At 69.4% G+C, this 21,954-nt stretch carries 20 protein-coding genes; all 20 read left to right on the forward strand.

Annotated elements, in window-relative coordinates; all coding sequences use genetic code 11:
* Positions 1-13: 13 nt before the first annotated feature.
* The 20 genes from flgF to LQ771_RS02715 all read left to right on the forward strand — a co-directional run bounded on the left by flgF (position 14) and on the right by LQ771_RS02715 (position 21,400).
* Complete coding sequence (flgF, locus tag LQ771_RS02620) at positions 14-754, forward strand: flagellar basal-body rod protein FlgF (RefSeq protein ID WP_231350856.1); 741 nt, start codon at positions 14-16, stop codon at positions 752-754.
* Positions 755-771: 17 nt separating this feature from the next.
* On the forward strand, positions 772-1,557 hold the full coding sequence (gene flgG / locus LQ771_RS02625) for a flagellar basal-body rod protein FlgG (RefSeq protein WP_231350857.1): 786 nt from the start codon (positions 772-774) through the stop codon (positions 1,555-1,557).
* Between the two features lie 12 nt (positions 1,558-1,569).
* The gene (flgH, locus tag LQ771_RS02630) at positions 1,570-2,247 is read left to right on the forward strand and encodes a flagellar basal body L-ring protein FlgH (protein WP_231351834.1); all 678 of its coding nucleotides are present in this window, start codon (positions 1,570-1,572) and stop codon (positions 2,245-2,247) included.
* A 179-nt stretch (positions 2,248-2,426) separates the two neighbouring features.
* Positions 2,427-3,509, forward strand: coding sequence for a flagellar basal body P-ring protein FlgI (locus tag LQ771_RS02635; RefSeq protein WP_231350858.1), 1,083 nt, complete (start codon positions 2,427-2,429; stop codon positions 3,507-3,509).
* A gap of 17 nt (positions 3,510-3,526) precedes the next feature.
* Positions 3,527-4,624, forward strand: a complete 1,098-nt coding sequence (gene flgJ, locus LQ771_RS02640) for a flagellar assembly peptidoglycan hydrolase FlgJ (protein ID WP_231350859.1) — start codon at positions 3,527-3,529, stop codon at positions 4,622-4,624.
* 117 nt (positions 4,625-4,741) lie between these two features.
* Positions 4,742-6,610 carry a flagellar hook-associated protein FlgK gene (gene flgK, locus LQ771_RS02645; protein ID WP_231350860.1) on the forward strand — a complete coding sequence of 623 codons (1,869 nt, stop codon included), beginning with the start codon at positions 4,742-4,744 and terminating at the stop codon, positions 6,608-6,610.
* Between the two features lie 12 nt (positions 6,611-6,622).
* Positions 6,623-7,816: a flagellar hook-associated protein FlgL gene (gene flgL, locus LQ771_RS02650; protein ID WP_231350861.1), complete on the forward strand. Its 1,194-nt coding sequence runs from the start codon at positions 6,623-6,625 to the stop codon at positions 7,814-7,816.
* A gap of 275 nt (positions 7,817-8,091) precedes the next feature.
* Positions 8,092-9,531 (forward strand): flagellin N-terminal helical domain-containing protein, encoded by a 1,440-nt coding sequence (locus LQ771_RS02655; RefSeq protein WP_231350862.1) that lies wholly within the window; start codon positions 8,092-8,094, stop codon positions 9,529-9,531.
* Between the two features lie 64 nt (positions 9,532-9,595).
* Positions 9,596-10,993 (forward strand): flagellar filament capping protein FliD, encoded by a 1,398-nt coding sequence (gene fliD, locus LQ771_RS02660; RefSeq protein WP_231350863.1) that lies wholly within the window; start codon positions 9,596-9,598, stop codon positions 10,991-10,993.
* Between the two features lie 15 nt (positions 10,994-11,008).
* Positions 11,009-11,419 carry a flagellar export chaperone FliS gene (fliS, locus tag LQ771_RS02665; RefSeq protein WP_231350864.1) on the forward strand — a complete coding sequence of 137 codons (411 nt, stop codon included), beginning with the start codon at positions 11,009-11,011 and terminating at the stop codon, positions 11,417-11,419.
* Complete coding sequence (locus LQ771_RS02670; RefSeq protein ID WP_231350865.1) at positions 11,416-11,700, forward strand: flagellar protein FliT; 285 nt, start codon at positions 11,416-11,418, stop codon at positions 11,698-11,700. Before fliS ends, LQ771_RS02670 begins: the two co-directional genes overlap by 4 nt.
* Before the next feature lie 491 nt (positions 11,701-12,191).
* Positions 12,192-12,746: a PilZ domain-containing protein gene (locus LQ771_RS02675; protein ID WP_231350866.1), complete on the forward strand. Its 555-nt coding sequence runs from the start codon at positions 12,192-12,194 to the stop codon at positions 12,744-12,746.
* Between the two features lie 374 nt (positions 12,747-13,120).
* Positions 13,121-14,542 (forward strand): sigma-54 dependent transcriptional regulator, encoded by a 1,422-nt coding sequence (locus LQ771_RS02680; protein ID WP_231350867.1) that lies wholly within the window; start codon positions 13,121-13,123, stop codon positions 14,540-14,542.
* A gap of 218 nt (positions 14,543-14,760) precedes the next feature.
* Positions 14,761-15,084, forward strand: coding sequence for a flagellar hook-basal body complex protein FliE (fliE, locus tag LQ771_RS02685; RefSeq protein WP_231350868.1), 324 nt, complete (start codon positions 14,761-14,763; stop codon positions 15,082-15,084).
* 50 nt (positions 15,085-15,134) lie between these two features.
* Complete coding sequence (fliF, locus tag LQ771_RS02690) at positions 15,135-16,811, forward strand: flagellar basal-body MS-ring/collar protein FliF (RefSeq protein WP_231350869.1); 1,677 nt, start codon at positions 15,135-15,137, stop codon at positions 16,809-16,811.
* Positions 16,812-16,817: 6 nt separating this feature from the next.
* On the forward strand, positions 16,818-17,822 hold the full coding sequence (gene fliG / locus LQ771_RS02695) for a flagellar motor switch protein FliG (RefSeq protein WP_255674238.1): 1,005 nt from the start codon (positions 16,818-16,820) through the stop codon (positions 17,820-17,822).
* Positions 17,822-18,436: a FliH/SctL family protein gene (locus LQ771_RS02700; protein WP_231350870.1), complete on the forward strand. Its 615-nt coding sequence runs from the start codon at positions 17,822-17,824 to the stop codon at positions 18,434-18,436. The genes fliG and LQ771_RS02700 overlap by 1 nt, the downstream gene beginning before the upstream one ends.
* Before the next feature lie 121 nt (positions 18,437-18,557).
* Entirely contained in the window at positions 18,558-19,895 is a 1,338-nt protein-coding gene (gene fliI / locus LQ771_RS02705; RefSeq protein ID WP_231350871.1) for a flagellar protein export ATPase FliI, read from the forward strand.
* Positions 19,892-20,323 (forward strand): flagellar export protein FliJ, encoded by a 432-nt coding sequence (gene fliJ, locus LQ771_RS02710; protein WP_231350872.1) that lies wholly within the window; start codon positions 19,892-19,894, stop codon positions 20,321-20,323. The genes fliI and fliJ overlap by 4 nt, the downstream gene beginning before the upstream one ends.
* A 66-nt stretch (positions 20,324-20,389) precedes the next feature.
* Entirely contained in the window at positions 20,390-21,400 is a 1,011-nt protein-coding gene (locus LQ771_RS02715) for a flagellar hook-length control protein FliK (RefSeq protein WP_231350873.1), read from the forward strand.
* Positions 21,401-21,954: the final 554 nt, after the last annotated feature.

The raw sequence follows: 21,954 nt of genomic DNA on the forward strand, positions 1-21,954 counted from the left end.
CCGAGGCCTAAGCATGGATCGTTCGCTTTACGTCGCCATGACCGGCGCCACGCAGATGATGCGTGCGCAGACCGAAGTGGCGCACAACCTGGCCAATGCCGACACGGTCGGCTTCAAGGCGCAGATGTCGGCCTTCCAGGCGTTGCCGGTGCAGGGCCCGGGCCTGGCCACTCGGATCAACGGCGTGGCGCAGGGCCAGGGCGTGGACCTGCGCGGCGGAGCCGAGATCCAGACCGGCCGCGAACTGGACGTCGCCGTGCAGGGCGAGGGCTGGATCGCGGTGCAGGCCGCCGACGGCAGCGAGGCCTACACCCGCGCCGGCAACCTGCAGCTGACCGCCGACGGCCTGCTGACCGACGCGCGCGGCAACCTGGTACTCGGCGACGGCGGCCCGATCAGCCTGCCGCCGGCCACCCAGGTGAGCATCGGCAACGACGGCACCGTCTCGGTGGTGCCGACGGGCCAAGGCCCGGAAACGATCGCCTCGGTCGGCCGCCTGAAGCTGGTCAATCCGCCCGCCAATCAATTGGCGCTGGGCAGCGACGGGCTGATGCACCTGGCCGGCGGCGGCACCGCGCCGGCCGATCCGGCGGTGGGCGTCAAATCCGGCGTGCTCGAGTCGAGCAACGTCAATCCGTCGCAGACGCTGGTGCAGATGATCGAGCTCTCGCGCCAGTACGAACTCCAGGTCAAGGCGATCAAGAACGCCGACGACAACGCGCAGTCGGCGACCCGCCTGCTGTTGCTCACCTGATCGATTAGGAGCCAACCATGTTCTCTTCCCTGTGGGTCGCCAAGACCGGTCTGGATGCGCAGCAGACGCGCATGGACGTGGTCTCGCACAACCTCGCCAACGCCAACACCACCGGCTTCAAGAGCTCGCGCGCCTCGTTCCAGGACCTGGTCTACCAGAACCTGCGCCAGCCCGGCGGGCAGACCACCGAGCAGACCGTCGCCCCGTCCGGCCTGATGCTGGGCACCGGCGTGCGCGTGGTCGGCAACGAGAAGCTGTTCACCCAGGGCAACATCGAGCAGACCGGCAACTCGCTGGACCTGGCCATCCAGGGCCGCGGCTTCCTGCAGGTGACCATGCCCGACGGCTCCATCGCCTACACCCGCGACGGCTCGCTGCACATGGACCAGAACGGCCAGGTGGTCACCGCCAACGGCTACGCGGTGGATCCGGCCATCACCATCCCAGCCAACGCGCAGTCGATCACCATCGGCAACGACGGCACGGTCAGCATCACCGTGCCCGGGCAGGCCGCGCCGCAGCAGATCGGCACGGTGCAACTGGCCGACTTCATCAACCCCGCGGGCCTGCAGCCCAACGGCGACAACCTGTACCTGGAAACCGCCTCCTCCGGCACGCCGCAGATCGGCCAGCCGGGCCTGAACGGCCTGGGCACGCTGGCGCAGGGCGCGCTGGAAAGCTCGAACGTCAACGTGGTCGAGCAGATGGTGGACATGATCGAGACGCAGCGGACCTACGAGATGAACTCCAAGGCCATCTCGGCCGCCGACCAGATGCTGCAGTTCCTCACCAACAAGACCTGAGCGTAAGCCGTGATGTCACTGTTCCGCCTTTCCATCGCCGCCCTCGCGCTGGCATTGCTTGCCGGGTGCATGGCCATGCCCGCGCGCGACGACGGCGCATGGGCGCCGACCCCGCCGATGCAGCCGGAAGTCGCGGCCGCGCCGGCCGACGGCGCGATCTACCACGACAACCAGAACATGGAGCTGTTCGCCGATGCGCGCGCGCACCGGGTGGGCGACATCCTCACCATCGTGCTGGTGGAGAGTACCCAGGCCAGCAAGAAGGCCAGCACCAGCACCAGCAAGAAGGACAAGGCCGACGTCGCCGCGCCCACCATCATGGGCAAGGACCTGACCATCAACGGCAACCCGCTGAGCGTGGGCCTGGACAGCGAGCGCAACTTCGACGGCAGCGGCTCGTCCAGCCAGTCCAACCAGCTCACCGGCCAGATCACCGTGACCGTGGCGCAGCGCCTGTCCAACGGCAACCTGATCGTGCGCGGCGAGAAGTGGCTGACGATCAACCAGGGCCAGGAGCTGGTGCGCATCGCCGGCATCGTGCGCCCGCAGGACATCGGCCAGGACAACACCGTGCCCTCCACCCGCGTGGCCGACGCGCGCATCAGCTACACCGGTCGCGGCACGCTGGCCGACGCGAACACGCGCGGGTGGCTGTCGCGCTTCTTCAATTCCAAGTGGATGCCGTTCTGATGAACGCCATGAGCCGAGTGTCCCTGAGCAGTCCCCTGGTAGGAGCCCACTTGTGGGCGATGCTCTTCCGCGCTGTCGACCCGTCGAAAGCATCGCCCACAAGTGGGCTCCTACAGTGGCTGCTGGAAGCTTGCGGCGTTTTTCGAGGCTCCCTCCGTCGCGCTGGCAGGTGGCTCGCCATGGGCATCGCGCTCAGCCTGGCTGCAGCCCCGGCCCACGCGGACAAGATCCGCGACCTGGCCTCGGTCGGCGGCGTGCGCTCGAACCAGCTGATCGGCTACGGCCTGGTGGTCGGCCTGGATGGGAGCGGCGACCAGACCACCCAGGCCCCGTTCACCACGCAGAGCCTGGAGAACATGCTGCAGCAGTTCGGCATCACCGTGCCGCCGAACGCGCGCCCGCAGTTGAAGAACGCGGCGGCGGTGACCATCACCGCGGACCTTCCGCCGTTCGCCAAGCCCGGCCAGACCATCGACGTCACGGTGGCCTCGATCGGCAACGCCAAGAGCCTGCGCGGCGGCGAGCTGCTGATGTCGCCGCTGCGCGGCGCCGACGGCAACGTCTACGCGATCGCCCAGGGCAGCGTGGTGGTCGGCGGCATCAGCGCGCAGGGCAAGAGCGGCTCCAGCGTGCAGGTGAACATCTCCGCCAGCGGCCGCATCCCCAACGGCGCCTCGGTCGAGCGCAGCGTACCCAGTTCGTTCGCCGGCGCTGGCGACCTGATGCTCAACCTCAATACACCCGATTTCACCACCGCCGCGCGCATCGCGCAGGCGGTCAACGCGGCCTTCGGCGCCGGCACCGCGACCCCGGTCGACGGCGGCACGGTCTCCGTGCGCGGCCCGCAGGACCCGGCGCAGAAGGTGGCCTGGCTGGGCATGGTCCAGCAGCTGGACGTCACCCCGGGCGACGCGCCGGCGCGCGTGGTGGTCAATTCGCGCACCGGCACCGTGGTGATCGGCTCGGACGTCAAGGTCACCGCCGCGGCGGTGGCCCACGGCGCGATCCAGGTGACCATCAGCGAGCAGCCGCTGGTCAGCCAGCCGCAACCGTTCTCGCGCGGCCAGACCGCGGTGGTGCCCAGCTCCGACGTGCAGGTCAGCGAGGACGGCGCGCACATGTTCAAGTTCGGTCCCGGCGTGAGCCTGGACACCATCGTGCGCGCGGTGAACCAGGTCGGCGCCGGGCCGAGCGACCTGATCTCGATCCTGCAGGCGCTCAAGCAGGCTGGCGCGCTTCATGCAGAGCTCGTGGTGATCTAGCGACACGCGACGGAAACATGACACCCGCCAACGCCTCCCTGCCAGCACTCGACACCTGGACCGACCTGTCCGGGTTCAACCAGTTGCGCGCGCAGGCCAAGGGTGACGACAAGGCGGCGCTGCCGAAGGTGGCCAGGCAGTTCGAGGCGATCTTCACCCAGATGATGCTCAAGTCGATGCGCGAGGCGAACGCCAGCTTCGGCGACAACGACGTCGGCGACAGCCAGCAGGGCAAGGCGTACCGCGACCTGTTCGACCAGCAGCTCTCGCTCTCGCTCTCGCAGGGCAACAACGGCCTGGGGATCGCCCGCCTGCTGGTGCGCCAGCTTGGCGGCAAGGACGCCGAGCCCAGGGTGGCGCCGGCCACCGACAACAAGGCGCTGCTGGCCAGCGTCGCCGCTGGCGCGCTGCCGGGCGGCGCGGCCGCCAGCCTGTTCGGCCCGCTCGCGGCGGGCGCCGAGGCCGGTGCGCGCGCGCTGCTGCACCTGGGCGAGGGTGCGGATGGGCAGGGCGAAGGCCTGTTGCCGCTGACCGCCGATGCCGACCCCGCCCAGGGCTGGCGCGCGACGCTCGGCGAGCTGGCGCAGGGCGCGGTCAACGTAGTCAGCAAATTCATCCCGGGCGACCCGGCCGGTTTCGTGCGCGCCATGGCGCCGCACGCACAGGCCGCCGCCGACAAGCTCGGCGTCTCGGTGCGCGCGCTGCTGGCGCAGGCCGCGCTGGAGACCGGCTGGGGCAAGCATCTGCCGCACCGGCACGACGGCTCCAGCAGCTTCAACCTGTTCGGCATCAAGGCCGGCGGCAGCTGGGACGGCGACAAGGTCAGCGTGCCGACGCTGGAGTACGAAGGGGGCGTGGCGGTGCGCAAGCGCGACAACTTCCGCGCCTATGGCGACCCGTCCGAGGCCTTCGCCGACTACGCGCGCCTGATCGCCGACAATCCCCGCTACGCGCAGGCGCTGGGAAAAGGCGAGAACATCGCCGGCTTCGCCCATGCCCTGAGCCGTGGCGGCTACGCCACCGACCCGGCCTACGCGGCCAAGCTCACCGCCATCGCCAACAGCCCGCAGATGCGCGAGGCGCTGGCGGCGCTGGACGCCGGTTCGTTCAAGTGATGCGTCAAGTTGCCGTCACAGGGGGCATGACGCATGCCCTCGCCGATACCCGCTCCCTCTCCCCGGCGGGGCCGGGGGAGAGGGAGCGAAACAGCGGCTTCTCTCCAAGGAAACCCCATGGCTGACCTGCTTTCCACCGGCGTCTCCGGCCTGCTCGCCGCCCAGGTGGGCCTGAGCACCACCGGCCACAACGTCTCCAACGCCAACACCGACGGCTACAGCCGGCAGCAGGTGAGCTTCGCCGCCCGGGCGCCGCAGGCGGAAGGGCGCTACTATGTGGGCACCGGCGTGGATACCCAGGCGGTGCAGCGTGCCTACAGCCAGTACCTCAACACCGCGCTGTGGTCGGCGTCCTCCTCCAAGGGGCGCGCCGACGCGTACCAGGGGCTGACCGACCAGCTCAACAACCAGCTTTCCGGCAGCAGCAACCTGCAGGCGTCGCTGGACACCTTCTTCGGCGCCGTGCAGGACCTCGCCAATGCGCCGGCCGACGCCTCCGCGCGCGAGGTCCTGCTGGCCCGCTCCGGCGCACTGGCGAGCACCTTCCGCGCGCTGTCGGGCCAGTTCGGCAGCCTCGACGGCCAGGTGCAGCGCCAGCTCACCGACACCGTCGCCTCGATCAATTCCGACAGCGCGGCGATCGCCAAGCTCAACGAACGCATCCGCGCCTCCACCGGCGCCCAGCCCGCCGATCTGCTCGACCAGCGCGACGCGCTGATCAGGAAGCTGTCGGGCGAGGTCGGCATCTCCGTGGCCACGCAGAACGACGGCACGCTGGGCGTGTTCGTCGGCAACGGCCAGGCGCTGGTCAGCGGTACGCAGTCTTTCGAACTGGGCACGGCCCCCAACACCTACGATGCAACCCGGCTGGAGATCGTCGACAAGGGCACCGGCGCCGTACTGAGCGGGCGCATCGGCGGCGGCACGCTGGGCGCGCTGCTGGACTTCCGCAGCAACGTGCTCGATCCGGCGCAGAACCAGCTTGGCCGCGCCGCGCTGGCGCTGGCCGACGCGTTCAACGCCCAGCACGCGCAGGGCGTGGACCTCAACGGCCAGCTCGGCGGCGAGTTCTTCAGCGTGACCGGTCCGGTGGTGCAGGCGGCCAGCGGCAACGCCGGCAGCGCCACGCTCTCGGCCGGCATCGACGACCTCGGTGCGCTGGGCAGCCAGGACTACACGCTGTCCTACGATGGCACTGCCTGGAGCCTGAAGGACGGCAGCGGCGCCGCGGTGGTGATGACCGGCACCGGTACGGCGGGCGATCCGTTCAAGGCCGCGGGCCTGGACTTGACCCTCGGTGGCGGCGCGGCCAACGCGGGCGACAGCTTCCGCATCCAGCCCACCCGCAACGCGGCCGGCAGCATGACTGTCGCGATCACCGACCCGAACCGGATCGCCGCCGCCGTACCGTTGCTCGGCAGCGCGGCCGGCACCAACAGCGGCACCGCCGGCGTGGGGGCGCTCACCGTCGCCGACGGCTCCGATCCGAACCTGTTCACCCCCGCGGACATCGTGTTTTCCTCGCCGACCACGTACAGCATCGACGGCGGACCGGCGCAGGCCTTCACCGCCGGCACCCCGATCGTGCACAACGGCTGGAGCGTGACCCTCGACGGCGCCCCGGCCAATGGCGACAGCTTCGCCATCAAGCCCAACGCCAACGCCCGCGGCGACAACGCCAACGCGCTCAAGCTCGGCGCGGTAGCCGACCTGGGCGTGCTCGACGGTGGCGCCACCAGCGTCGGCCGCGCCTACGGCCAGCTGGTCGGTCAGGTCGGCAGCGCCGGCGCACTGGCCGACGACGCGGCCAAGACGCAGGGCTCCGTTTACAACCAGGCGATGGCGGCCCAGCAGAGCGTCAGCGGCGTCAACATGGACGAGGAGGCCGCCAACCTGGTGCGCTACCAGCAGGCCTACCAGGCGTCCGCGCAGATCATCACCGCCGCCAACACCGTGTTCAACGCGCTGCTCGGCGCGTTCAAGTAAGGGATCGAAGCCATGCGCGTCTCCACCAACTGGATGCAGCAGCAGTCGGTCAACACCATGATGGACCGGCAGGGCGACCTGTCCGGCATCCAGACTCAGATGGGCACCGGCAAGCGCATCAACCAACCCTCCGACGATCCGGTCGGCGCCGCGCGCGCGGTCGAGCTGACCCACCTGGGCGCCGACACCGCGCAATACCAGCGCAACATCACCTCGGCCAACGCGCGACTGGGCCTGGAAGACCAGACCCTGTCCTCGGTGAGCAAGGTGCTCGACCGCATCCGCACGCTGACCTTGCAGGGCATGAACGCCACGCAGACCGACGAGTCGCGCGGCGACATCGCCGCCGAGCTGGTGCAGTTGCGCGGACAGTTGCTGGGCATCGCCAACAGCAAGGATTCCCAGGGCGACTACCTGTTCGCCGGCAACCGCACCGGTGCCGAGCCGTTCGCGTCGCAGGCCGGCGGCGTGAGCTACGCCGGCGACGAGGGCCAGCGCATGGTCGCGGCCGGCCCCGGTCTGCAGGTGGCCACCGGCGACCCGGGCAGCACCATCTTCATGAACGTGCCGACCGGCAACGGCACCTTTGCCGTGGGCGCCACCGCCGCCAATGCCGGCAGTGCAGTCGCCGGCGCCACCAGCGTGGTCGATGCCAGCGCATGGGACGGCGGCAGCTACCAGGTCAGCTTCACCGGGCCGGACGCGTACGAGGTGCGCGACGGCGGCGGTGCGCTGGTCGGCAGCGGCACCTATGACCCGCAGAAGGGCGGCAGCGTTGCGTTCCGTGGCGTACAGATGGCCTTCGACGGCACGCCCGTGGCGGGCGACAGTTTCAGCGTCGCGCCTTCGTCGACGCAGAGCGTGTTCGCCACCCTGGACGCGATCGTCGCCGAGTTCACCCGCACCAACGGCGGCGGCCCGGACATGCAGAACGCGCTCAACGGCGAGCTCGCCAACCTGGATCAGTCGGTCGGCTCGGTGATCCAGGCGCGCGCCGGCGTCGGTGCGCGCATGAATGCGCTGTCACAGCAGGCCGCGCTGAACGACGACCTGAAACTGCAGTACAAGACTGCGCTCTCGGACGTGCAGGACCTGGACTACTACGACGCGGTCAGCAAGCTGAGTCTGCAGAGCTCCTCGTTGCAGGCCGCGCAGCTGGCTTTCGGCAAGCTGCAGAACCTGTCGCTGTTCAATTACCTCAAATAGCAGCGTGCGTGCTCTTGTAGGAGCCCACTCGTGGGCGATGCTGCTGGCTTGATGGCCGACGCCAGGGCATCGCCCACAAGTGGGCTCCTACAAAACGTCCTGGCAGTTCCATGGTTGCTTCAACGAAATATCGAAAAAAGCAGTTGACCCACTCAAGTTTCCATGATCGACGTCGAAAAAGGTCCTGAGGCGGCGGTGTTCCCAACGGAATCCCCGCTGGCTACCACCGCCGGCCACCGGCACTGAAGACCCTATTCGGAGAAATTCCCATGGTCATGAGCGTCAACACCAACATCAGCTCGCTGAACGCCCAGAACAACCTGGCGAAGTCGCAGAGCAAGCTCTCCACCGCGATCGAGCGCCTGTCCTCGGGCATGAAGATCAACAGCGCGAAGGACGATGCCGCCGGCCTCGCCATCTCGACCCGCTTCACCACCCAGATCAACGGCCTGAACCAGGCCGTCAGCAACGCCAACGACGGCATCTCCCTGGCGCAGACGACCGAGTCGGCGCTGAACGAGGTGACCAACAACATGCAGCGCATCCGCACCCTGGCGGTGCAGTCGGCGAACGCCACCAACTCCGATTCCGACCGTGCGGCGTTGGACGCCGAGGTGCAGCAGCGCCTGGCCGAGATCACCCGTATCTCGCAGCAGACTACCTTCAACGGCCGCCACGTGCTGGACGGTAGCTTCGGTTCGGCCGCGTTCCAGATCGGTGCCAACGTCGGCGAGACCATTTCGGTGAACCTGAGCCAGGGCGCCGGTGCATCGCAGGTGGGTCAGATTGCTTCGGCCACCAGCACGACGGGTGTGTTCACGGCCACTTCGGCGACGACGGCCGTTACCGGTGTCGCCAACGTTGCTATCGCCGATGCCACGCTGGCTGCGGGCTTCACGTTTGATGGCGTCGCAGTCAACGTGGCCGCTGGCTCCGCCGACATGGCCGCCATGGCGGCTTCGGTGAACTCTCAGCTGGACAGCGGCGCCACTGCCGGCAAGTACACGGTCACCGCGAACGGCACCACCGGCCTGACGATCACCCAAAACACGGCCACCACCAATGCCATGACGCTCAGTGCATTCAGTGGCACAGCGACGCAGGGTGCCGCCTCCACCGCCGGTGTCACCGGTGTGGCTGTCGGTGACGCGACCCCGCTGACCCTGGGTTCGGGCGACTTCACGCTGCAGGCCGGTTCGGGTGCGGCGGTGGGCATCGAAGGTACGTTCAACGATGCCGCTTCGCTGGCAGCCGCGATCAACGCCAAGGGCATTGCCGGTGTTTCGGCCTACGCCGACGCAACCACCGGTGTCCTGCACCTGGCTTCGCAGGAAGCGCTCACGGTAGGCGGCACCAAGGGTACCGGTACCCTCGGTTTCAGCGCTACGAACGCCGTTGGCGGCGACCTGGCCAGCACAAACGTCAAGACCGTGTCCGGTGCCAACGACACCATCAGCCGCATCGACTCGGCGCTGAGCACCATCAGCTCCATGCGCAGCGACCTGGGTGCGGTGCAGAACCGCTTCACCTCGACCATCGCCAACCTGCAGACCATCTCGCAGAACCTGTCTGCCTCGCGCAGCCAGATCCAGGATGCGGACTTCGCGGCTGAGACGGCCAACATGTCCAGCGCGAACATCCTGCAGCAGGCCGGTGTCTCGGTGTTGGCCCAGGCCAACTCGACCACGCAGAGCGTGCTCAAGCTCCTGCAGTAACCGTTGAAACTCGGAACGGCCGCGGCGACGCGGCCGTTCCGCTCATTCCAGGGAACCGATATCCATGGCGATCACCGTAGGCACCACCGCACCGACGACGGGCTTGCTGACTTCCATGGGCGTCGGTTCCGGCATCGACGTCGACAAGCTGGTGACCACGCTGGTGAACGCCAAGAAGGCGCCCCAGCAGAACCAGATCACCAACCAGGCGGCGCAGGCCAATACCCTGCTGTCCGGGCTGGGCCAGATCAGCAGCGCGCTCTCCGCGCTGCAGTCGGCGATGGTCCCCTTGAGCGATGGCAGCGCCTTCAGCGCCCGCTCGTTGACCAGCAGCGACACCGACGTACTCGGCGCCACCAGCGCCGGCACGCCGGTCGGCGGCAGCTACAAGATCGAGGTGACCAAGCTGGCCACCTCGCTGAAGGCCTCTTCGGGCGCCTTCGCCAAGTCCGATACGGTAGTCGGCACCGGCACGCTCACGCTGGCGGTGGGCGACCAGTCGATGAGCCTGACCATCGACAGCAGCAACAACACGCTGGCGGGCATCCGCGACGCGATCAACAAGTCCAAGGACAACCCGGGCGTCTCCGCCACCATCGTCACCGGCACGGACGGTGCGCACCTGGTGCTCAGCGGCACGCGCACCGGCGCGGCCAATGGCTTCGTGGTCTCCAGCAGCGGTGGGGACGGCGGTCTGGCCGCGCTCAATTACGATGCAGCCGCCTCCAGCGGCAACGCGCTAAACGTGATCACCGCCGCGCAGGATTCCGAATACACCATCGACGGCCTGCCCGGCCATAGCGCCGGCAACACGGTTGCCGGCGCGATCGACGGCATCAGCCTGAACCTGGTCAAGGAAGGCACCAGCACGCTCACCGCCGCCAATGATGGCTCCAAGGCGACCAGCGCGCTGACCAACCTGGTCAACACGTACAACAGCTTCGTGGGCATCTACCAGGCGCTCACCAAGTACGACGCCACCACCGAAACCGCCGGCGCGATGATGGGCGACGCCACCGCCAACAGCATCAACAGCACGCTCTCGCGCCTGGTCGGCGGCATCGCCAACGGCGGCTCGCTGGCGGACCTGGGCATCTCGCTGCAGGTCGACGGCAAGCTGAAGCTGGACAGCGACAAGCTCTCCAAGTCCCTGGTCGATGGTGGCAAGCAGGCCGCTGCGTTGTTCGACGGCGACGACGGCCTCGCCACCAAGCTCAATTCCCAGCTCGACCAATGGGTCGGCAGCGCCGGCGTCATCGCCAGCCGCACCGACAGCCTGGCCAAGCAGCTGAAGGACCTGTCCGCGCAACAAACCGCGCTCGACAGCCGCATGGCCGATCTCACCGCCCGCTACCAGGCCCAGTTCACCGCGCTGGATACGCTGATGACCAGGCTCAACAGCACCAGCAGCTACCTCACCCAGCAATTCGACGCGCTCACCGCGGCGGCAAAGAACAAGTAAGCGAGGAAACCCATCATGGCATTCGGATATGGCGCCGGCGCTTATCAGCAGATCCGCTCGCACGGCGGCGTGGAGTCGGCCGACCCGCACGGCCTGATCACGCTGCTGATGGACGGCGCGCTGGAGCGCCTGATCACCGCGCGCGGCCACATGCAGCGCGCCGAGATCGGCCCCAAGGGCGAACTCATCGGCCGCTGCATCGAGATCATCGGCGGCCTGCGCGATGCGCTCAACCACGAGGTCGACACGCCGCTCGTCGGCCAGTTGGACCAGCTCTACGACTACATGAGCCGGCGCCTGCTGCACGCCAACCTGCGCAACGACGTGGCCGCACTCGACGAAGTGAGTACGTTGCTGCAGAAGGTCCGCAACAGCTGGGTGCAGGTGCCGATCGAGGCGCGCCGCCCCGCCGGCGCCGCGGCGTGAACGACCCGCTGCCGCTCGCCGTGGCGATGACACTGACCCGCGCCATGCTCGAGGCCGCACGCGAGGGCGACTGGGAGCAACTGGTCGCGCTGGAAGCCGAGCGCCACCCGCTGGTCCTGCGCCCGGTGGCGAAGGATGAGGACAGCGTGCGCCAGCTGGGCGAACTGCTGGCGCTGGATCGCGAGCTGAACGCGCTGGTCGCCCAGGCACGCGACCAGGCCGGCGAGCAGTGGCAGGCCGGGCAGGACCGCGCCCGCGCGATCGCCGCCTACGGCGGCTGAATGCCTTGCTCCCTCTCCCCGGCGTGAGAGGGGGTTCAGCGCTCTCTCGGCTCTCCAATCGATTTGACACAAGGCGCCACTGCTCTTACTTCCAAAGAGAGGCCGCATTTCACGCCTTGCTCCCTCGCCCCTGCGGGGAGAGGGCCGGGGTGAGGGGCCAAGGCTTGCGGGAAGCTACGTGCGAGCCATGCCCAATCTCGTTGTCGGGACGAAGACAGGTAGGTCCGTCTGGAGCTTCGCGCGAGCCCCGGCCCCTCACCCCAACCCTCTCCCCGGAGGGGAGAGGGAGTTCAGCGCTCCCTTGCCTCTCCAATCGATTTGACACAAGGCGCCACTGCTCTCACTTCCAAAGAGAGGCCGCATTTCACGCCTTGCTCCCTCTCCCCTGAGGGGCGAGGGGCGAACGTCGCCTTGCGGGCGGGGCATTTCATGAGAGCCGGCCCGCCGCTTGCATACTCCCTCCCGATGAAAGCCTCCGCCGGAGAAACGACATGACCGCCAGCGCCTGGGACGAGTTCGAGCAGCGCCTTGCCTGCGAGGACCAATGGCACGCGGACAGCCAGCCGCTTGCCTGGCCGCTCCCGGAAGGCTTCGCCCAGCGCCTGGCTGAACGCAATACCGCCGCGCTCGCCTCGGTCGCGGCGCTGGAAGAGCGCCGCGCGGAAAACGTCGACGACGACAATCCGGTCATGCAGGAACTGGCGAGGCTGGATGCCAAGCTCAATGCACTGATCGACCTGATCAACCGCGTGGCGATGCCCGTCGACACGCTGCCGCGCCGCCAGCCGTTGCGCTTCAACGCGATCGGCGCCGTACTTCCCGCAGCGCTGGTTCCCGCCGGCGACGCCATGTTGCTGCGCCTCCACTTCGACGCCTGCCCCGGCGTACCGCTGGAGTTGCCCGCCCACGTCGAGCGCCGGCTCGACGACGGCAGCACCTTCGTCACCTTCCAGGCACTGGGGGAGGGCGTGGCTGCGTCACTCGAGCGGTTCGTGTTTCGTCATCATCGACGCAAAGTGGCAGGTGCGCGTCTGGCCGCTTCATGATTCCCCGTCGGGGCGGCGTGAACCCGTACACGTATCGAGCGTGAAGCGCTTCACACTTTCGCAAGGCCGTGCGTCGTCCGTTTGACGTCGGCATGGCGGCCTGTGTCACGCAGGGTCACTCGGTGTCGACCGCCTGGCGCCGGCAAACCGTCACCGTTGAGCGGTTCCCGCATAACGTCTTTTCCACAATGTCTTCACATGTGACGCATTAGGGCCAGTCGCCCGTCCGCGGACAGGCCCGACGGTGGCCGGCGCTGGCCTTCTTCTTGCTCCCTCCCTCGCGTGACCGGTGCCGGAAAGCCGGCGGTCCCAAGTACGAACACTGCAGGACAGTCGGCGGTTCGTCGTTCAAGCGTCAAGCGGAGACATAACAAATGAGCAAGGTCGATTTCCTGGTGATCGAGTCGAACGAGGCGCGCGCCGAGTCCATTCTGTCGGCGCTGCACTTTCTCGGTTACCACCCGCAGCGGGGCGAGGACTGCACCGCGGTGGAGGAGTCGACCCACGCCTGGCGCGCCGTCTACGTCGGTACGGTCGAGGACGCTGCCGCAGCCGAGCGCCAGTTCGCGCTGCTGGGCGATGCCGCCAGCCACGTGCCGGTGCTGCTGGCCAGCGACTCGGCCTGGGCCTCGCGCCTGTGCGCCGCCAGCTCGCCGTTCGCCGCCCGCATCGGCATGGTCGAGTTCCCGCTGCGCTACGAGCAGCTGGCCGAGGTGATGCGCAGCCTGTATGCGCGCCTGCTCGGCGGCCGCCGCGGCGAGCTGCGCTTCGTCGGCGAGTCCGCGCCGATGCGCCGCGTCAACGCGCTGATCCGTCAGGTTGCCCCGTTCGACTCGTCCGTGCTGGTGCTGGGCGAGTCCGGTACCGGCAAGGAAATGGTCGCGCGCACCATCCACGAGTGCTCGCCGCGCCGTGACAAGCCGTTCGTGGCGATCAACTGCGGCGCGATTCCCGCCGAACTGCTCGAAAGCGAGCTCTTCGGTCACGAGAAGGGCGCCTTCACCGGCGCGATCAGCACCCGCAAGGGCCGCTTCGAGATGGCCGAGGGCGGCACGCTGTTCCTCGACGAGATCGGCGACATGAGCCTGACCATGCAGGTCAAGCTGCTGCGCGTGCTGCAGGAGCGCATGTACGAGCGCGTCGGCGGCAACAAGACCCAGCGCTGCGACGTTCGCATCATCGCCGCCACCCACCGCAACCTGGAGCAGGCGATAGCCGAGGGCAAGTTCCGCGAGGACCTGTTCTACCGCCTGTCGGTGTTCCCGCTGGAGATGCCCGCGTTGCGCGAGCACCTGGACGACCTGCCGGTGCTGATCGGCGAGTTCAACCAGCGCCTGGCCCGCCGCGGCCTGGGCAGCGTGCGTTTCTCCGCCGGCGCGGTGAACGCGCTGCACCAGTACGCCTGGCCGGGCAACGTGCGCGAGCTGTGCAACCTGGTCGAACGCCTGGCGATCCTCTATCCCCACGGTGAGATCCGCGCCAGCGACCTGCCGGAGAAGTACCGCGGCCGCCAGGCCGTCGAGGAAGTGCAGGGCAGCTCGCTGCTTGCGTTGATGGAAGGCGCGCCGATGATCGCACCCGTGGCCGCCGCCGCGGCGCCGGATGCGACCGTGCTGCCCGAGGGTGGCCTGGACCTCAAGGATCACCTGGCCGACATCGAAGTCGGGCTGATCCGCCAGGCGCTGGACATCACCGGTGGCGTGGTCGCCCACGCGGCCAAGCTGCTGCACATGCAGCGCACCACGCTGGTGGAGAAGCTGCGCAAGTACGGCCTGCAGAACAGCCTGGCGGCCTGATCGACGCGCACATCCCGTGTAGGAGCCCACTTGTGGGCGATGCTCTTCGCTCACGCGTGGCAAAGCATCGCCCACAAGTGGGCTCCTACGGGTCCGCGGCGAGCTGGAACGCCGTGTGACCCACTGGAAGAACATCGCCTGCATGTGGGTCCAGCGCCCCACTGGCACACCTCATGCAACCCCATCCCTGAGAACCCGCCACGCGCCGGAAACCCGACATGAGCACGATCGACGTCAACAACCTGCTCGCCCAGATGCGCCAGCTCTCCAGCCAGGTGCGCCCGGCGGAAACCGCACTGAAGGCGGCGCCGGCGGCGAAGGCGGACTTCGGCGCATTGCTGAAGGAATCGATCGGCAGCGTGGGGCAGAGCCAGCAGCAGGCGGGACAGATGGCGGCGGCGTTCGAGCGTGGCGATCCGGGCGCGGACCTGGGCCGCACCATGGTGGCGATCCAGAAGGCCGACCTTTCGCTGCGCACGATGACCGAGGTGCGCAACAAGCTGGTCGATGCCTACAAGGAAATCATGAACATGCCGGTGTGAGCACCGGCCGCCTGACGCTCCCTCTCCCGCTTTACGGATGATTCGTTCCCATGGCCGACAACGCCATCGCCACCACCGGCGACAGCCCCGCCAACCGCTTCGACCTCAAGCAGCTCGCGCGCAGCCCCGCCTCGCGCCAGTTGCTGCTGCTGGTCGGCATGGCCGCGGCCGTCGCGCTCGGCGTGGCGGTGGTGCTTTGGTCGCGCGGGCCCAACTGGGGCCTGCTCTATGCCGGCCTGGGCCAGCAGGACGCCGCCGCGATCACGCAGGCGCTGCAGTCGACCAACACGCCCTACCAGCTCGGCAACGACGGCAGCTCGATCATGGTGCCGGCCTCGGACCTCGCCGCGGTGCGCCTGCGCCTGGCCGGGCAGGGGCTGCCCCAGGGCACGGCCACCAACACGATGCCGCAGGCCGATTCGCCCTTCGGCATGAGTGACCTGGCCGAGCGCACGCGCTACCAGCAAATGCTCGAGAACGACCTGGGCAACACCATCGGCAGCCTGCAGGGCGTGCGCGCGGCGCGCGTGCACCTGGCGATGGCCAAGCCCTCGGCGTTCATCCGCGACAGCCGCGAAGGCAGCGCCTCGGTGCTGGTCACGCTCTATCCCGGCCGCCAGCTCGACGCCAGCCAGGTGGCGGCGATCGTGCACCTGGTCGCCGCCTCGGTGCCGGATCTGGATGCCAGACAGGTATCGGTGATCGACCAGCAGGGCCAGTTGCTCACCGGCAGCGACCCGGACAGCGCAGCGGCCGTGGGCGACAGCCGCCTGCGCCTGGCCACCCGGATGGAGAACAGCTACGCGCAGCGCATCGAGGAACTGCTCACCCCGCTGGTCGGCCCGGGCAAGGTCCACGCGCAGGTCTCGGTGGACCTGGACTTCAGCGCCACCGAAAAGGCCAGCGAGACCTTCGACCACGAGCATCCGGCGCTGCGCAGCGAGCAGACCAGCAGCGAGCGTCGCGCCGACGGCAGTGCCGCCGACGGCGGCGTGCCCGGCGCGCTCAGCAACCAGCCCCCGGTGATGGCCGCGCAGCCCAGGGCCGCCAACCCGGACGCCGGTGGCAAGGCTGCCGCGGCGCCAGCGACCGCAACCGCGCAGACCGGCACCGGAGACAGCTCCTCCAGCGCCACCCGCAACTACGAACTGGGCCGCACCATCAGCCACACCAGCGATCCGGCCGGCCGGCTGGCGCGCCTGAGCGTGGCGGTGGTGGTCGACAACAAGACCGTCAGCGGACCCAAGGGCGACACCAGCGTGCCGTTCACCCCGCAGGAGCTGGACCACCTCACCCAGCTGGCCAGGAACGCGGTCGGCTTCGACCAGGCGCGCGGCGACAGCGTCAGCGTGATCAACCAGGCCTTCCGCACGGCACCCGCCGCCGACGCGCCCGAGCAGATGCCGCTGTGGCAGCGCCCCGGCGCGCTGGACCTGATCAAGCAGGGCCTGGGCGTGCTGATCGCGCTGATCGTCGCCTTCGGCCTGCTGCGCCCCCTGCTCAAGGGGCTGTTGCGCGGCGCGCCGCAACAGCAACTGGCGGTGGCCGGTGCCATGCCTACGGTTTCCGTGCGGATTGCCGATGACGATGACGAGGCGGACCGGCTGTCGGGCCCGCAGGTGATCGGCTATGAACAGAAAGTGGGCCTGGCGCGGCGCATGGTCAGCGACAACCCCAAGCAGGTGGCGCAAGTGGTCAGGAACTGGGTCGGCGAGGATGGCGGCTGAGCGTCGATGAAACAGGAACCCCAAATCAACGGCGCCCAGCGCGCCGCGATCCTGCTGCTCACCCTGGGCGAGCAGGACGCCGCCGAAGTGCTCAAGCACCTGTCCGCGCGCGACGTGCAGGCGGTCGGCCAGGCCATGGCCAGCCTCACCTCGGTCTCGCGCGAGCAGGTCGACAAGGTGCTCACCCGCCTGCATGACGACATGGGCCAGCAGACCGCGCTCGGCGTCGGCACCGAGGACTACATCCGCAAGATCCTCACCAACGCGCTGGGCGAGAGCAAGGCCGGCAGCCTGATCGACCGCATCCTGCTGGGCCGCTCCAGCAAGGGACTGGAGTCGCTCAAGTGGATGGAGGGCCGCGCCATCGCCGAGATGGTCGGCCAGGAGCACCCGCAGATCATCGCGCTGGTGCTGGCCCACCTCGAACACGACCAGGCGGCCGAAGTGCTCGGCTACCTGCCGGCGCGCACGCGCTCGGACGCGATCATGCGCATCGCCACGCTCGACGGCGTGCAGCCGCACGCGCTCAATGAGCTGGACGAGATCATGGAGCGCCAGTTCTCCGGCAACACCAACAAGCTGAAGTCCGCCAGCGTCGGCGGGCTCAAGGCCGCGGCCAACATCCTCAACGCGATGGAGACCAGTCGCGAGGCCGAGCTGATGGCCTCCATCCGCAGCCACGATCCGGGCCTGGGCAGCAAGATCGAAGACCTGATGTTCGTCTTCGACGACCTGGTGGAGCTCGATGACCGATCGATGCAGGCGCTGTTGCGCGAAGTGCCCTCGCCGCGCCTGATCGTGGCGCTCAAGGGCGCCGAGCCGTCGATCCGCGAAAAGATGTTCGCCAACATGTCCAAGCGCGCCGCCGACATGCTGCGCGACGACCTGGAAGTGGCCGGCCCCGTGCGCGTGTCCGAAGTGGACGCGGCGCAGAAGGAAATCCTCGGCATCGCGCGCCGCCTGGCCGATGCCGGCCAGATCACCCTCGGCAGCTCGGATGACCTGGTCTGATGAGTGCCGTCCTCAACCGCGACGCGGTGGCCGGCTACCAGCGCTGGGAGCCGCCGCAGGTCGGTGGCGCGCCGGCACCGGCGCCCGCCGAGCCGGCGAACCACCCGACCGTCAGCGACCTGGAGGCGCTCGAGCGCCAGGCGCGTCAGGAAGGCCATGCTGCCGGCCTGGCCCAGGGCCTGGCCGAAGCGCGCGCGCAGGGGCGCGAGCGCGTGGCGCGGCTGGAGTCGATCTGTGAACAGGCCGCGCGGCCGCTCGCCTCGCTCGATGCCGCGGTAGAGCAGGAGCTGGCGCAACTGGCGATGCTGGTCGCCCGCCGGGTGATCGCGCAGGAACTGGCCACCCACCCCGAACTGATCATGCAGGCCGTGCGCCAGGCCGCTGCCGCGCTGCCTGCCGCCACCCGCGAACTGCGCGTGCGCCTGCACCCGGACGATCTGGCACTGATGCGTGAGCTGGATGCAGCCGAGCCGAACTGGCAGCTCGTTGCCGATCCGGCGCTCGACCGCGGCGATTGCCTGCTCGAGAACGAGCGCTCCCGGCTGGATGCGCGTGTCGAAACGCGCCTGGCCGTCATGATCGACGCCGTGCTCGGCGATGAGCCCCGGAGATGAGTCCGCTTCGCGCGGCCGGCCGGCGGCTGCATTTCGCAGGAGCCCACTTGTGGGCGATGCTCCTGGCCCAGGCCAGCGAAGGGCATCGCCCACAAGCGGGCTCCTGCGAAGGGCGGGCGGCATGAACCACTGGACCGAGCAACTGGCCCGCCGCCGCCTGCGCGCGCAGGCCGCCCACACGCTGACCGTCGAAGGCCGGCTGCGGCGCGTGGTCGGCCTCACGCTGGAAGCGGAAGGTTGCGAAGCCGCGCTCGGCGCGCGCTGCCTGGTCGATACCGCCGACGGCAGCCAGCTCGACACCGAGGTCGTCGGGTTCGCCGACGAGCGCCTGCTGCTGATGCCCGTGGGCGAGATGCACGGCGTGTTGCCGAACGCCCGCGTGCGCCCGCTCGCCAGCGCCGGCGGGTTGCCGGTCGGCGCCGGCCTGCTCGGCCGCGTGATCGGCGCCGACGGCGTGCCGCTCGATGGCCAAGGGCCGCTGGAAACCGGCGAACACGCCGCGCTCAAGGCCGAACCGATCAACCCGATGGCGCGCAAACCCATCGACACCCCGCTGGACACCGGCGTGCGCGCGATCAACGCGCTGCTCACCGTTGGCCGCGGGCAACGCCTGGGCCTGTTCGCCGGTTCCGGCGTGGGCAAGTCCACGCTGCTCGGCATGATGACCCGGTACACCGACGCCGACGTGGTGGTGGTGGGCCTGATCGGCGAACGCGGCCGCGAAGTGAAGGAGTTCGTCGAGCACACGCTGGGCGTGGAAGGCCGTCGCCGCGCGGTGATCGTCGCCGCCCCGGCCGACGCGCCGCCGCTCAAGCGCCTGCGCGGTGCGCAGTACGCCACCGCCATCGCCGAATGGTTCCGCGACCGCGGCCAGCGCGTACTGCTGCTGATGGATTCGCTCACCCGGTACGCCCAGGCCCAGCGCGAGATCGCGCTGGCGATCGGCGAGCCGCCGGCCACCAAGGGCTACCCGCCGTCCGTGTTCGCCATGCTGCCCGCGCTGGTCGAGCGCGCCGGCAACGACGCCGAAGGGCGCGGCTCGATCACCGCGTTCTATACCGTGCTGACCGAGGGCGACGACTACCGCCACGATCCGATCGCCGACGCCGCGCGCGCGATCCTGGACGGCCACATCGTGCTCTCGCGCGACCTGGCCGAAGCCGGCCACTACCCGGCCATCGACATCGAGGCCTCGATCAGCCGCGTGATGCCGGCGGTCACCGCGCGCGAACACCAGCGCGCCGCCCAGCGCTTCCGCCAGGTCTATTCGGCCTACCGCCAGCAGCGCGACCTGATCGCGGTGGGCGCCTACCAGAAGGGCTCGGACCCGCAGGTCGACCAGGCCATCGTGATGTGGCCGCGCCTGCGCGCGTTCCTGCAGCAGGAAGTGGACGAACCGATGAACCTAACCGACGGCATCGCCGCGCTGAATGCCCTCGCCGCCGAGGCCACGCAGTGAGCAAGCGCGCCGACCGCCTGCAGCCGGCCGCCGACCAGGCCAGGGAGCGCAGCGAGGACGCCGTGCTCAAGCTCGCCGAGCAGCAGCAGCGGATGGCCAAGGCCGAGCGCCAGCTCATGGAGTTGCGCGGTTACCGGCAGGAGTATGCCAATCCGGCTGGCGTCGGTGGTTTGACGGCCACCGCGCTGATGAACCGCCAGCAATTCGTCGCCCGCATCGACCGCGCGATCGAGCAGCAGGCGGCCGAGATCGAACGCCTGCGCCGGCTGCTCGACCAGGCGCGCGGCCATTGGCGCGACGCGCACGCCCGCGAGGCCGCGCTGGACAACGTGATCGACCGCTACCGCGAGCAGGACCGCAAGGCCGAGGAGCGCCGCGATCAGAACGATATCGACGAGCGCATGCAGTATCGCCGCCCGTCGCGTTAGACCTTGGCGCGAAGCTTGCTGGCTGCTGGCGACGCACGCTGTCTGAAGCCTTGAGAGGAAGTGCCCGTGAGCGCGACCACCGCCGCCGTGAACCCCGTCCAGCCGACCCCGCCGCCGGCGCGGCCCGCCGCCGAGCCCGCTTCGGGCGCGGACGAAGGCCGCTTCGACCGCCACCTGGATGCCGCCCGCCAGCGACACGGGCAGGCGCAGGACACGCCGGCGCAGGACGATGGCAAGCACGCGGCACCGGCTGCCAGGGATCCCGCGAAAACCGAAGCCAGCCCGCCCGCGCCGACCGAAGCATCCGCGAAGGACGAGGGCGACGCGGATGCCGCCGCGCTGGCCGCGGCCATGCTCGCGCTGATCGGCCAGGCCGCACCGGCCAAGCCGCTGGCCGCGGCCGGCATGGTGGCCCATGCGGCGAACAAGTCCGTGGTCGCCGGCACTGGCGCCGGGACACCGGCCGCGATGGTGTTGCTCGCCAACACGGCCGCCACTGTGGCGGCGGCCAGGCCCGCGATCGCCGTCGACGCCCGCGCGCTGGGGCCGATGATCGCCAGGCCGGCCGAGCAGAAGGACGCGCCGATCGACCTTGCGCAGCTGGGCAGCCTGTCCGCCAACCCGATGCCGGCCCCCGGGGCCGCCACGACCATCGCCCCGGCGCACGCCCTCAGTGTCGCCAGTCCCGCCGGCACGCCCGCGTTCGCGCAGGAGCTCGGCCAGCAGGTGGTCTGGCTGGGCCAGCAGGACGTCAAGCAGGCGCGCATCCGGCTGCATCCGGAGGACCTGGGAGCGGTCGACGTGAAGGTCAGCATGAATCACGACCGCGTCGACGTGAGCTTCGCCGTGCAGCATCCGTCGGCCGTGCACGTCGTGCAGCAGACCCTGCCGCAGCTCGATGCCCTGCTGGCGCAGCATGGCCTGGCGCTGGGCCAGGCGGACGTGGGGCAGCGCCAGCAGCAGGGCGAGGGTGGGCGCACTGGCGAGCCCGGGGCGATCGGCGAGGTCGAGGCCGAGCCGGCTGTGATGGCCCATACGCCGGTGGCGGCACTCGGGATGCTCGATACGTTTGCCTGAGGGATGGCCCTTCGACTCCGGCCTGCGGCTTACGCTCAGGGTAAACGGGATTTCCTGCCCGGGCTTCACTCCTGAGCCGCCCCTCCGTGAGACGGCTCAATCCCCGCACCTCTCCCACCCGTTCGCGCTGAGCGCAGGCGCGCAGCGCCGAAGTCGAAACGCCCTCCCTCAAGCTACCCGTTCGAACCCCTCTCCCTCCGGGAGAGGGTGCCGACAGGCGGGTGAGGGTACGGGCGGAGCCGGCTGTCCCCGCGCTAGCGGACCCTCATCCCAACCCCTCTCCCGGCGGGAGAGGGGCTCAGCCACACGCGGCCCCGATCCACCATTCGCGCTGAGCGTCGGCCGCAGGCCGAAGTCGAAACGCTCCACGCCACGCCGGCTTCCGGACACCCGTCGTGACCCCGACGCGCCCGTTCCCCGGCACGCGTCAAGAAAGCGCCACGCCTGCCGCAAACCAAGCAGGGCCAACACTTGCCGCCGTGGCACGCGGATTGCAACAAGGCCCCTGCAAGCCGGCGCCCCAAGCGCCCACCAGAAAACGACAACCGAGGTTG

The sequence above is a fragment of the Frateuria soli genome, assembly GCF_021117385.1.
Lineage (GTDB): Bacteria > Pseudomonadota > Gammaproteobacteria > Xanthomonadales > Rhodanobacteraceae > Frateuria_A > Frateuria_A soli.

What these genes read in the sequence shown, in the direction of transcription:
- flgL (WP_231350861.1), top strand. Translation starts at nt 6,623, where the DNA reads ATGCGCGTCTCCACCAACTGGATGCAGCAGCAGTCGGTCAACACCATG.
- fliE (WP_231350868.1), top strand. Translation starts at nt 14,761, where the DNA reads ATGAGCACGATCGACGTCAACAACCTGCTCGCCCAGATGCGCCAGCTC.
- flgH (WP_231351834.1), top strand. Translation starts at nt 1,570, where the DNA reads ATGTCACTGTTCCGCCTTTCCATCGCCGCCCTCGCGCTGGCATTGCTT.
- LQ771_RS02675 (WP_231350866.1), top strand. Translation starts at nt 12,192, where the DNA reads ATGACCGCCAGCGCCTGGGACGAGTTCGAGCAGCGCCTTGCCTGCGAG.
- LQ771_RS02700 (WP_231350870.1), top strand. Translation starts at nt 17,822, where the DNA reads ATGAGTGCCGTCCTCAACCGCGACGCGGTGGCCGGCTACCAGCGCTGG.
- LQ771_RS02655 (WP_231350862.1), top strand. Translation starts at nt 8,092, where the DNA reads ATGAGCGTCAACACCAACATCAGCTCGCTGAACGCCCAGAACAACCTG.
- fliG (WP_255674238.1), top strand. Translation starts at nt 16,818, where the DNA reads ATGAAACAGGAACCCCAAATCAACGGCGCCCAGCGCGCCGCGATCCTG.
- flgG (WP_231350857.1), top strand. Translation starts at nt 772, where the DNA reads ATGTTCTCTTCCCTGTGGGTCGCCAAGACCGGTCTGGATGCGCAGCAG.
- fliI (WP_231350871.1), top strand. Translation starts at nt 18,558, where the DNA reads ATGAACCACTGGACCGAGCAACTGGCCCGCCGCCGCCTGCGCGCGCAG.
- flgJ (WP_231350859.1), top strand. Translation starts at nt 3,527, where the DNA reads ATGACACCCGCCAACGCCTCCCTGCCAGCACTCGACACCTGGACCGAC.
- LQ771_RS02635 (WP_231350858.1), top strand. Translation starts at nt 2,427, where the DNA reads ATGGGCATCGCGCTCAGCCTGGCTGCAGCCCCGGCCCACGCGGACAAG.
- flgF (WP_231350856.1), top strand. Translation starts at nt 14, where the DNA reads ATGGATCGTTCGCTTTACGTCGCCATGACCGGCGCCACGCAGATGATG.
- fliS (WP_231350864.1), top strand. Translation starts at nt 11,009, where the DNA reads ATGGCATTCGGATATGGCGCCGGCGCTTATCAGCAGATCCGCTCGCAC.
- flgK (WP_231350860.1), top strand. Translation starts at nt 4,742, where the DNA reads ATGGCTGACCTGCTTTCCACCGGCGTCTCCGGCCTGCTCGCCGCCCAG.
- fliD (WP_231350863.1), top strand. Translation starts at nt 9,596, where the DNA reads ATGGCGATCACCGTAGGCACCACCGCACCGACGACGGGCTTGCTGACT.
- fliF (WP_231350869.1), top strand. Translation starts at nt 15,135, where the DNA reads ATGGCCGACAACGCCATCGCCACCACCGGCGACAGCCCCGCCAACCGC.
- LQ771_RS02680 (WP_231350867.1), top strand. Translation starts at nt 13,121, where the DNA reads ATGAGCAAGGTCGATTTCCTGGTGATCGAGTCGAACGAGGCGCGCGCC.